This window comes from Arthrospiribacter ruber, assembly GCF_019343195.1.
GTDB lineage: Bacteria > Bacteroidota > Bacteroidia > Cytophagales > Cyclobacteriaceae > Arthrospiribacter > Arthrospiribacter ruber.
In genome coordinates this window covers 189,065-200,995 of record NZ_RPHB01000007.1, presented here as the reverse complement: position 1 = coordinate 200,995, position 11,931 = coordinate 189,065, and the positions used below count along the sequence as shown (strand labels likewise).

General features: G+C 44.4%; 5 protein-coding genes. 4 read left to right on the top strand and 1 reads right to left on the bottom strand.

Annotated features, from left to right (window positions below; all coding sequences use genetic code 11):
* Positions 1 to 18: 18 nt before the first annotated feature.
* From EGN73_RS15525 to EGN73_RS15510, 4 genes are all read left to right on the top strand, one after another.
* Entirely contained in the window at positions 19 to 2,487 is a 2,469-nt protein-coding gene (locus EGN73_RS15525) for a bifunctional UDP-N-acetylmuramoyl-tripeptide:D-alanyl-D-alanine ligase/alanine racemase (protein ID WP_219291839.1), read from the top strand.
* A gap of 76 nt (positions 2,488 to 2,563) precedes the next feature.
* On the top strand, positions 2,564 to 3,835 hold the full coding sequence (serS, locus tag EGN73_RS15520; protein ID WP_219291837.1) for a serine--tRNA ligase: 1,272 nt from the start codon (positions 2,564 to 2,566) through the stop codon (positions 3,833 to 3,835).
* A gap of 57 nt (positions 3,836 to 3,892) precedes the next feature.
* A complete protein-coding gene (locus tag EGN73_RS15515) occupies positions 3,893 to 6,016 on the top strand; it encodes a prolyl oligopeptidase family serine peptidase (protein WP_219291835.1) in 2,124 nt (707 codons plus the stop codon).
* A gap of 212 nt (positions 6,017 to 6,228) precedes the next feature.
* The gene (locus EGN73_RS15510; protein ID WP_343207118.1) at positions 6,229 to 6,663 is read left to right on the top strand and encodes a nuclear transport factor 2 family protein; all 435 of its coding nucleotides are present in this window, start codon (positions 6,229 to 6,231) and stop codon (positions 6,661 to 6,663) included.
* 85 nt (positions 6,664 to 6,748) lie between these two features.
* Here the strand turns inward: EGN73_RS15510 and EGN73_RS15505 are convergent, their stop codons facing one another.
* Positions 6,749 to 11,770: a beta strand repeat-containing protein gene (locus EGN73_RS15505; protein WP_219291832.1), complete on the bottom strand. Its 5,022-nt coding sequence runs from the start codon at positions 11,768 to 11,770 to the stop codon at positions 6,749 to 6,751.
* Positions 11,771 to 11,931 lie beyond the last annotated feature (161 nt).

Sequence of the window (11,931 nt, the reverse complement as noted above, 5' to 3'; positions counted from 1 at the left end):
ATTGTGTAAATTGGTAAAATGATACAGCAGCTAAGCGCAGAGGAGGTTGCAGCTGTCACATCCGGCAAGTTGACGACAGGCAATAGAGAACTTAAAATAAGTGGTATAGTCATCGATTCAAGGAATATCCTCAACCCTCAGGAAGCGCTTTTTGTAGCATTGAAAGGAGCGAAATTTGACGGTCATGATTTCATTGAGTCTGCCTACCTTCAGGGAGTCAGGGTGTTTTTGATAAAAAAGGGGGCTACTGAAAGGCTGGCTACCCTGGAACAAATTGTCCTGATCGAAGTAAGTGATGTGCACAAAGCGCTTCAGGATTTGGCAGCCGATCAAAGGAAGCGGTTTTTGGGTCCTTTTGTAGCCATTACCGGAAGCAATGGCAAAACCATCGTCAAAGAATGGCTGGCCCAGGTGCTCAGCACCCGGTTTTCTGTCGCCAAAAGCCCCAAAAGTTACAATTCCCAGGTGGGAGTTCCCCTCTCTGTTTTTGGGATAACTTCCCAGCATCAGGTGGCTGTGATGGAAGCAGGTATTTCCAGATCCGGAGAAATGCAAAATCTCACGCGGATCCTTCAGCCACAGTTGGGCATATTGACCAATATAGGAACTGCCCATGAAGAGGGCTTTGATTCCCAAGGCCAGAAGCTGGAGGAAAAATTATCCCTTTTCCAAAACTGCAATTTCATTATCTACAGAAAGGATCAGGTCGAAGTCGATGCCAAAATCCAGGAAATGTATCCGGCGGATAAATTGATCTCATGGTCCGAAAATGCCGGTGGAGATGTGGTTTTTACGGTGAAAAAGCATACCGACAGCTCAAAACTCCTCATGATGAAATCGGATTTAAGTGTGGCGACATTTGCTGTGCCCTTTACCGATGAAGCCAGCTTGGAGAATATCCGCCATGTCATCACCGCAGCCGGTACTTTGGGCATGGAAGCCAAGGATATTCAGAAAGGACTCGACCACCTTAAAGCAGTGGACATGAGACTGACTTTGAAGCCTGGAATCAACCAATGTCTTCTGATAGATGATACTTACAACAATGACCTGGCCGGTCTAAAGCTGGCTTTGGATTTTATGAGTGCCCAAAGGCCTAAAAGCAGGAAAATACTTATTCTATCGGATTTGCTGCAAGTAGGAGAAAAGCAGAAGGTATATGAAGAAATCGGTCAACTTTGCAGTCATTTTCAGATTGATTGTCTGATTGGAGTAGGGAAGGAAATAATTCAAGTGGAGCAACATTTCTCAGGTCAGTCAATCTTCTATTTCTCGACAGATGAACTTCTTAAAAAGCTTGATTCAGATTTTTTCAATAATGACCTGATCCTGATCACCGGTGCAAGGAGTTTCGGATTTGAAGAGATAGTCAATAGGCTTCAGCAGCGGGTACATGGTACTTCATTGGAGATCAACCTGAATTCACTCACCCACAATTATAATATTTACAAAACAAAGTTGAATCCCAAAACCAAGCTGATGGTTATGGTCAAAGCATTCGCCTATGGTGGAGGGGCCGTGGAGATTGCCAATCATTTGCAGCAGCTGAAAGCAGACTACCTGGCTGTGGCCTATACTGATGAGGGGATTTCCTTAAGGGAAGAAGGCATCTCTTTGCCTATTATGGTGCTGAACCCATCACCGGAAAGTTTTTCGCACTTGGTAAAGTACAGTTTGGAACCAGTGGTTTATAGTCCTTCCTTTTTTAGGCATTTAGGAAGCTTTTGTCAAAAAAATCAAAAGAAACTGCGCATTCATCTGGATTTGGATACAGGGATGAACAGGCTGGGTTTTGAAGAAAATCAGCTCGATGAGTTGAAAGCATTGATCGGTATTTATCCTGAACTGATTGTAGCCAGCATGTACACCCATCTTGTTGGAGCTGATGAAGAAGCACATATTGGTTTTTCCAAAACACAATTGAATCAATTTTCAAAAATGGCTGACAGAATTATTGATTGTTTGGGATACAGGCCCTTGCTTCATGCCCTTAATTCGGCCGGGATTTCCCGTTTTCCGGAATACCAATTTGACATGGTAAGGCTTGGGATAGGCCTGTACGGGGTAGAAGTCTCCGGGATTTTTGCAGATCAGCTCAAAAGCGTGAGCACCCTGAAGACAACCATTTCCCAGATCAAGACCCTTAAAAAAGGGGATACAGTAGGTTATGGGAGAAAAGGAGTCATGAAGAGAGACGGCAAAATTGCCACCATTGCAATAGGTTATGCAGATGGTTTTGACCGCCGGTTCAGCAATGGCAAGGGATATGTATTGGTCCATGGGCAAAAAGCCAGTGTCATCGGAAATGTCTGTATGGACATGACCATGGTGGATATCACCGGAATAGATGCCAATGAAGGTGATGAAGTAGTAGTCTATGGTCCAGGTATATCCTTAGAGGAACTGGCTGTGGCCATAGGGACAATACCCTATGAGCTTTTGACCAATATTTCGGCTAGGGTTAAGCGGGTCTATTATTTGGATTAACTCAAATTACAGCTTACAGAAGGGCTATTTCCCGAACATCCTTATCTTTGCCATTCATTTACTTTCAACTGAAAATATGTTACTTGTCAATACCATTCGCGAACAGTTTGACCTTGTGTTAGAAGGTCTCAATAAGCGTAATTTTCCGCATGCAGAGGCAACATTGCACCAAGTGCTGGAATTGGATAAAAGCAGAAAAGAAACTCAGGTGCAGAGGGATACGCTTCAGGCAGAATCCAATTCCATTTCCAAGCAAATCGGTATGCTGATGCGGGAAGGAAAAAAGGAAGAGGCAGAGACAATCAAATCAAGAACCTCAGAGATCAAAGAACAGGTGAAGGGCCTGGAAGAGGCTTACACCAATTATGAGGAAGACCTCAGGCAATTGCTGTATACCATACCCAATGTGCCGCATAGTTCAGTGCCTTCCGGTAAGTCTGCCGAGGACAATGAGATTGTGCTGGAATTCGGAGAAATCCCTGTATTGCCAGAAGGAAGTCAGCCGCATTGGGAGCTGATCAAGCAATATGACATCATAGATTTTGATCTTGGTGTAAAAATCGCAGGTGCCGGTTTCCCTGTTTACAAGGGCCGTGGAGCCAGGCTTCAGCGGGCATTGATCAATTTCTTCTTGGATGAAGCGCAAAAGGCAGGTTACTATGAAGTTCAGCCTCCTATCTTGGTAAATGAAGATTCAGGATACGGCACAGGACAGTTACCGGACAAAGAAGGCCAAATGTATGAGGCCACAGCAGATAAACTTTACCTGATCCCTACTGCAGAAGTGCCGATTACCAATATGTATAGGGATGTCATTCTGGAAGAGAAGGATTTTCCCGTGAAAAATGTAGGTTTTACCCCATGCTTCAGAAGGGAAGCAGGCTCTTGGGGCGCGCATGTAAGGGGACTTAATAGGCTTCACCAATTCGATAAAGTAGAAATTGTGCACATTTCCCATCCCGATCGTTCTTATGAAGCTTTGGAAGAGATGAGCGCTTATGTTCAGGGTCTATTGAAAAAACTGGAGCTGCCTTACCGGGTACTAAGGCTCTGTGGAGGCGACATGGGCTTTACCTCAGCGCTCACCTACGACATGGAAGTGTATTCCGCAGCTCAGGAAAGGTGGCTGGAAGTGAGCTCTGTGAGTAATTTTGAGACTTATCAGGCCAACAGACTCAAATTGAGATATAGAACTGATGACAAAAAAATACAACTGGCACACACCTTAAATGGATCTGCATTGGCCCTGCCAAGAATTGTAGCCGCCATATTGGAAAACAACCAAACCGAAGATGGTATCAGAATGCCTGAGGTGTTGGTACCTTACCTAGGATTTGATTTATTATAAAATTAAAAAAAAACGGCCCTTCATTGGGCTTTTTTTATGCCAAAAACCCCATATAATATGAACCCAAATAAATTATTGACAGCAGCAGCGGGATTGCTCCTGATGGGCGCATGTGCGCAAGAACAAAAATTTGAAAAGATAGACGTGAATTATCCTGAAGCCAGAAAAAGTGACCAGGTAGATACCTACTGGGGAGAAGAAGTAGCGGATCCATACCGCTGGATGGAAGATGATTATGCAGAGGAAACCAAAGCTTGGGTGACAGCCCAAAACGAGGTAACCTTTGGATATTTGGAACAAATACCTTTCAGAGAAGACATCAGAAAGAGGTTGGAAGAGGTGTGGAACTATGAAAAGTTATCAGCTCCAAGAATCCAGGGCGATTATCAATACTACTACAGAAATGACGGCTTACAAAACCAATCTGTGATGTACAGAAGGCCGGTAGATGGGGGAGATGAAGAAGTGTTTCTTGATCCCAACAAGCTTTCTGAAGATGGAACGACTTCACTTGCAGGTGCTGCTTTTACGGAAGATGGGAAGCTCTTTGCTTATGCCGTATCTGTGGCAGGGTCTGATTGGAGAGACATCTATGTAATGGATACAGAAAGTAAAGAATTGCTTGAGGATAAAATTGAAGATGCCAAGTTTACAGGAATAGCTTGGAAAGGAGAAGAAGGCTTTTTCTACAGTACTTATGACAAGCCTGATGGATCCAAACTTTCAGCCCTTACCAACAATCATAAATTGTATTTTCATAAATTAGGCACCCCACAATCTGAGGATAAACTGGTTTTTGGAGATGATGACAATCCAAGAAGGTATGTAGGTGCCTCTGTAAGTGAAGATGGCAAAATATTGGCCATTACTGCTGCCAATTCTACCTCAGGAAATGAATTGTACATTCAAGAACTGGAAAAGGCAAATGCACCCATTGTAAAAGTGGTGGATAATATGGAAAGCAATAATTACCCGGTGGATCATCAGGATGGGAAAATTTTCATCCTTACCAATAAAAATGCTCCGAATAACCGACTGGTGATAGCGTCTCTTGATGATCCAAATCCTGAAAACTGGAAAGATGTTATTCCTGAAGAAGAAAGTGTGGTGAGTATTTCAAAAGGAGGTGGTAAATTTTTCGCTTCCTATCTCAAAGATGCCATCACGGAGGTAAGACAGCTGGATTACGATGGAAATGTGGAAAGGATAATTGATTTACCGGGAGTGGGTACCGCAGGTGGATTTGGAGCCAAAAGGGAGGAGACAGAATTGTATTATAGCTTTACTTCTTACATCACTCCCGGTACAATATATAAGTACGATATCGAAAGTGGTGAAAGCGAACTGTACAATAAGCCGGACATTCAGTTTGACCCGGAAAAATATGAAAGTCAGCAGGTTTTCTATACTTCAAAGGATGGGACTAAAATTCCTATGATCATCACCCACAAAAAAGGATTGAAGAAAGATGGGAAGAATCCAACCATTCTATACGGTTATGGAGGCTTCAATGTGAGTTTGACTCCTGCTTTCAGCATTGCCAATACCGTTTGGTTGGAAAATGGAGGAGTTTATGCTGTTCCAAACCTAAGGGGTGGAGGAGAATATGGAGAAAACTGGCATTTGGATGGAACCAAGCTAAGAAAGCAGAATGTGTTTGATGATTTTATAGCAGCAGGAGAATACCTGATCAATGAAGGGTATACTTCATCTGATTACCTTGCCTTGAGAGGAGGGAGTAACGGCGGACTTTTAGTAGGAGCGGTGATGACCCAAAGACCTGATCTGGCAAAGGTTGCTTTTCCAGCTGTAGGCGTTTTGGACATGCTAAGGTACCATCAGTTCACAGCAGGGGCAGGTTGGGCGTATGATTATGGTACAGCCGATGACAGCGAAGAAATGTACAAATACCTCAAGGGCTATTCCCCTTTACATAACCTCAAGCCGGCAAGCTATCCGGCCACTTTGGTGACTACGGCCGATCACGATGACCGGGTAGTTCCCGCGCATTCCTTCAAATTTGCCCAGACTTTGCAGGACGCACAGCAGGGAGATGCCCCTGTTTTGATCAGGATAGAAACCAATGCGGGCCACGGAGCTGGTAAGCCTACTTCCATGCAGATTCAGGAAATTGCAGATATTTATGCTTTTGGGCTTTATAATATGGGAATTGGGTTTTAATGATATTAATGGATACTGGTAGATATTTATGGATATTAATAGGTATTGAGATATTCCTTAGTTTGAAATAAAGTGGAAATATTGTAGAAATACTGTAGAAATAGGGGTTAGGGATATTCGTGGATACTGGTAGATATTTATGGATATTGAGATGTTCCTTAGGTTGAAAAAAAGTAGAAACTGGAGCTTTGGCGAATGTTAAAAAAATTGAAATGATGAAAAATACCGGATGTTTGATATTCGTACTTTTCTTGTGTGTTTCCTCTGTTTTTGGGCAAGGGGAGGAGAAAGAAAAAAAAGCTATTGAAGAGACAGTGCGGCTGTATTTTGATGGGATGGTAGAACGGGATCGGAATAAATTGGATCAGGCTTTTGATCCCTCAGCCAGGCTGATAGGGTACAGGGGGGATCAATTTACAGTAACTCCTTACGAAGATTGGGCGTCCGGAACAGCTTCCGGAACTCAAAAGAGAGATCCAAAAGATTTTGACAACAGGTTGCTGGAAATAGAAATCAAAGGATATACCGCCGTGGTAAGGACAGAATTGTTTTGGCCTGGGGTTTATTATTATGATTTTCTGACCTTAGTCAAAATTGACGGAGATTGGAAAATTGTCCATAAGACCTGGTATGAAGAGAAGAGATAAAAAAGGCCCGCATCGAACGGGCCTTTTTTATGATTTGTGAAATTAAACTTCGTTAAGTTCAGTTTTCCTTCGGTGTCGGTAAAGTTTAATGCTGCTTCAGGATTTTGATATGCTCTACTTTTTGCCCCCATTGGATTTCTACCACAAAGACTCCTTTAGGAACTCTTAAGGCCAGATTGCTTAGAAGTTCATTCATTTTATCTTCTGACTCTACCGTGGTAGGTGCAGTCACATACATAGGATGCACGATTCTGAAGGTCAGTTTCTCGGCATCATACTGTGATCTGTCCATCAGTGCAATGCGGAGTGCAGTACCGTTTGTTGGGTTGGGGTATGCCCGCCAAACTCCATGCGTGAATGTCACTCCCGGAAGCCTTAAGGATACCACATCTGAATACTGGAATTCACCACTGAAATCAACCTGCTTGAGTCTGTATAGAACATTGTGTGACCCCAGAGGCAATTGTTGATCGATAAATTGGTATTCTGTGACCTGATCCGTCCAGCCCATGCCTTCCACCTCTCCTACTTTTTCGAAGCCTTTGATTCCAATGATGGACCTTTCTACTTCAAAGTGTGAGTTTTCCCATTCTTTAGCTGTTGCCCAGTTCAGGGTTGCTTCACGCCTATTGGAATTGTAGTCAGCTTGGAAGTAAATAAATTCTACGGGGAGGATGCGGAGGTTTTCATATATTATGTAAACCACTCCAGAACCTCCCCTTCCTCCACCTGTAATTCCAGCACCACCACCAGATCCTGTCCCATCCCTTCCTTGGGAACCTACTCCTGATAAGTTGCCTGCTCCTCCGATGGTGCCTACATTTGGAGCGCTTCCTCCAGCTCCTGCTGTGCTATTTAGAGCATTACCTCCAGACCCTGTTCCTCCTCCGCCAGCACCATAAGATACTTGGAAACTTGGGTGGTCGGGGTTGTTGTAGATGCGGCCTGACCCTCCATTTCCAGCTTCAAATCTCCCTGATCCAGCGGTTATTATTGCTGCTCCGCCTATTCCTCCTGCACCTCCACCACCACCACCAGCAACAGCAGGAGAGTTGCCTTGTCCGACTGCACCACTGTTTCCAGCCCATCCGATACCTGACTGACCAGCTCCTCCAAAACCACTATAACCTGTTGGCTGATGGTACGCTCCGCCGCCTCCGGATGCTCCTGGTATACCATTTGCTACCTCTCCTGAATTGTAGGAGCCTCCACCTCCACCTCCGGGAGCAATAACATTGATAGGGACACCATCAACGAGACCAGTCACTGAAGAAGGATTTCCAATCCCTCCCCTCACATTAGTTGAGGTGGCACCGATGCCTCCTTGTCCCACTTTAATATTAAAGGTAGTGCCATCAGGCATGCCAAATTGTTCTGAAGTTGAAAAATAGCCTGTGTTCAAACCTCCTGCACCACCGCCACCGGCAGCATTTCCCATACCTCCACCACCACCTGCACCGATAGCTACGACTGTAAAATCTGCCAATCCTTCTGGAGCGATCCAGTTAGAATCTTCACAAGTAAATTCAATAACAGTAGTGCCACTTCTAGAACCATCGTCAATAACTTTAAAACACCCTGTTGGGTCAATAGGTGGGCAAGGGTAAGAGATAATCACTCTTCCAGATCCCCCGTTTTTCCCAATATTGCCATTTCCTCTAGCACCGCCACCACCGCCTCCTCTAGGACTTCCTACTGTACCGTTATTATTATTGTTTTGGGTAGAACCAAGCCCTCCAGCCCCCCCATTTCCACCGCCTTGACCTCCATTACCTCCATTCTGCACATTAGTTGAAGCTCCAGGGTTTCCAGTCTCAGAATTTCCATTTCCTCCTTGACCCCCATCTCCAGTATCTCCTGCTTGCCCTCCGGTTGCAAAAATTAGCGCATTAGATGTGTCATTTGATTCACTTCTTGTTATTAGGGAAGTACCTCCATTTGGATTAGTTGTGTTTCCACCAGTCCCAACTACGACCCTTAACCTTTGACCAGGTGACACAGGAATGGTAGCGGTGGAATATCCTCCACCACCCCCGCCACCGCCACCGATCGAGTTGGTGGAGTTGCCGCCTTTTCCTCCGCCACCCCAAACTCTTACAGTAATTTCCGTTATTCCTGCTGGTACGAAGAAGTCTCCATCAGTAGCATAATCTATGGCAGGACATAAGCCAAAGAATGATAAGTTTTTTTCCGTTAAGGCAATGGTACAGCTATCGTTTTGTCTTCTTATAGTTTGGATTTCTATAGAAGTCAGGGATTCAGTTTCAAGATTTGGAATTGGAACAGTTATAAAAGTTCCCCTACCATTTTGAACATTTACAGTTGTAGTAAATGTCCCTGAGTTAGCTTGACCCAAAGAATAGGTAATGGTGTAAGTTCCATTTGGAAGGCTACTGGTATTTCCACGAATAGTTACTGTAGCGGATCCTCCTGGTGCGCTTGGAGAAACAGAGGTAGTGGAGGTGAGTTCATAAACCGGAGTCACCACCAAAGTACCTGTGGCGGAAACTGTCCCGCAGCCACCCGTTAAAGGGATTTGATAATTGTAGGTGCCTGGATTCAATGGGGTCCCTGTTAAAGTAATGGAATTGGAAGCCCAGCTTGCTGTAACACCATCTGGAAGTCCCGTTGGTGTGCCAATTCCGGTTGCCAATGAAGTTCCTATAAAAACTGGGTTCATTTCGGTATTGACACATACGCTCGGAATAGAAGCAGGAGGGGTGAATCCATTTCTTCTGACAGTGATTGTGTTGGAATTGGTGGGATTGACTGCCCTACATCCATTTGGATTTGTATAATTGACCGAAAGGGATTTATTGCCAGGAGTGAGCCATCTTACTGTAATTGTATTGTCGGCGGCAGTTCCCCCGGAAACAATAGTATAATCCGTTCCCTGTGTTCCTGGCAATACCCATTGGTAATTGCTTTGGCCTGCTTGCGTGGTATAAATCCTATCTTCGTCAACACATATGTTATTGGGGGGTTGAGAAGTAAATGAAGGTGTTGGCAAGGCAAACACTTCCTGAAGTCCCGATGCTGATGAGACTACTGAAGTACCGCAGGAACTAGTAACCACAACATAGTAATAGCGCTGTCCTACAGCATTGGAAGGAGGAGTAAATGAGTTTGAAGTCGCTCCTGAGATTAATGTTCCACCGGTATTTGATTCAGAAGTGTTGCTGTACCATTGGTAACTTAGACCTGTGCCCTGACCCACAGAAATTGGTGAAAAAGCTTCATTGAGGCAAGAACTTTGGGCTGGTAAATTAGGGGTAATGATCTCTGGGGCTGCATTTACCGTGATAGTGCCAGTGGCAGCAACTGTTCCGCAACCCCCTGTTAATGGAATATTGTAATTGAATACCCCGTAAGCTGTTGGCGTTCCGGAAATGGTGATTTGATTTCCGGACCATGTGGCACTCACACCTGGAGGGAGTCCGTTAACCCCTGTGTTGTTTCCGGTACTGTTTATTCCTGTTGCTGATGTGGTGGTATGGGTAATCGGGCCAATTGCCGAATTGATACATACAGTGGGTGAACTTGAGGCAGGTGTCACAGAATTTCCGGGATTTACTACAAATGCTCCTGAAACCGGACTGTTTACTGTTGAGCCGCAGGCGCCGCTCACCGCTACATAATAATAAGTTGTCCCCACTGTAGCAGAAGATGGCGTATAAGTGTGAGAAGTAGCTCCGGAGATTGGAGTGCCACCGGAATTGGTATTGGTGGTATTGCTGTACCATTGATAAGTCAATCCAAAACCCTCTCCTACAGAGATTGGGTTAAAGGGAGTGCCTGGACAGGAGCTTTGACCTGCTAGATTTTCATCGACAATAGCTACTACTTCATTAATAGTAATTGTTCCTGTTGCATTTACTGTACCACAGCCACCTGTTAAGGGAATAGAATAGTTGAAAACTCCTGTTTGTGTGGGTGTTCCTGTAAATTCTATTTGGTTAAGGTTAATATTGAAACTTGCTGAAACTCCTGCGGGTAAACCTGAGGGCGTACCTATTCCAGTGGCGACATTGGTCGGCTGAAATATATTTGCCGGAATAGGTGAATTTCTACAAAATGTGTTTGCTGTAATGGTACCAGCTGCATTGTTTGGGGTGACTTGGATGGAGCCTGTTAATTCGGTTCCGATGCAATTTCCATCGGTTATTGTAACCGTGTAATTGTTTAATCCTGCCTCTGTAGGTGTTCCGGAAATTGTAATTATACCGGCATTAATAGTTCCTGACACCCCATTCGGTAAACCTGAGAATGATGCCGTGGATGCTCCTGTAATGCTGTAGGTAATTGGGGTGATCGGATTTCCTAGGCATATTCCGCTTTGATTAGTAGTTCCTGGTGCGGAAGTAAGTGCAATACTGCACCAAGAGATTCTGATTTGGCCATTGGCACCATTTCCTCCAATTCTGTCTCCTCCCGCCGCATTAGTCCGGTATGCTCCACCTCCACCTCCGCCTGGTGAAATTCCGGATTCTCCGTTACCTTGACTTCCTGATCTTCCATTAGCACCATTACCTCCTCCTGCAGGTGCTATCGCGCCATTTTGATTCGTTGAACTTGTTCCAATTTGAGCATTCCCAGCTGAAGATCCTCCTCCGCCACCGAATGTGCCTGACCCAGTTGCACCATTTCCTCCTGAGAAACGAATAGCACCAAATCCCTCTGAAGCCTGACCTCCTGTAGCACCATTTACATTATTATTTGGAACAGAATTGCCTCCTTTGGCCATGACCGTTGAAGTGTTTCCAAAAAAACTTTCTCCGCCGGCATTCGCATTTGTCGAACCTGCACCGACTGTATATGAAAATGTTTGACCAGGTGTTACCGAAAGTACACTTCTTGAATAGGCACCTCCTCCTCCACCGCCTGAATTTCCATTGGAAGTCCTCGTCCCCCCTCTTCCACCACCTCCCCATGCTTCTACGGTAATGCTTGTAACTCCAGTAGGTACAGAGAAGGTGTAATTGCCAGGTGCAGTCCTTATTTCTTGGTTTTGCCCCAATGCATTCCACACAAAAAACAACACCAAAAAACCCATTGGAACAATGGATTTGAGAAAAAATGAACTTCCTCTTTTGGTAAAAATTTTCATATAGGATCCAATGGGCTGATTAACAGGCGAAATGTACGATAAAATAAAATTTAAAACACAAAAAAATGTATTTCAAACCCACTCAGTGATGTTTTGTAAATTATAATTGAGTTAAATTATAAGATTTAAACCTGAAAAAATAATGAGTTTATTATGGTTTA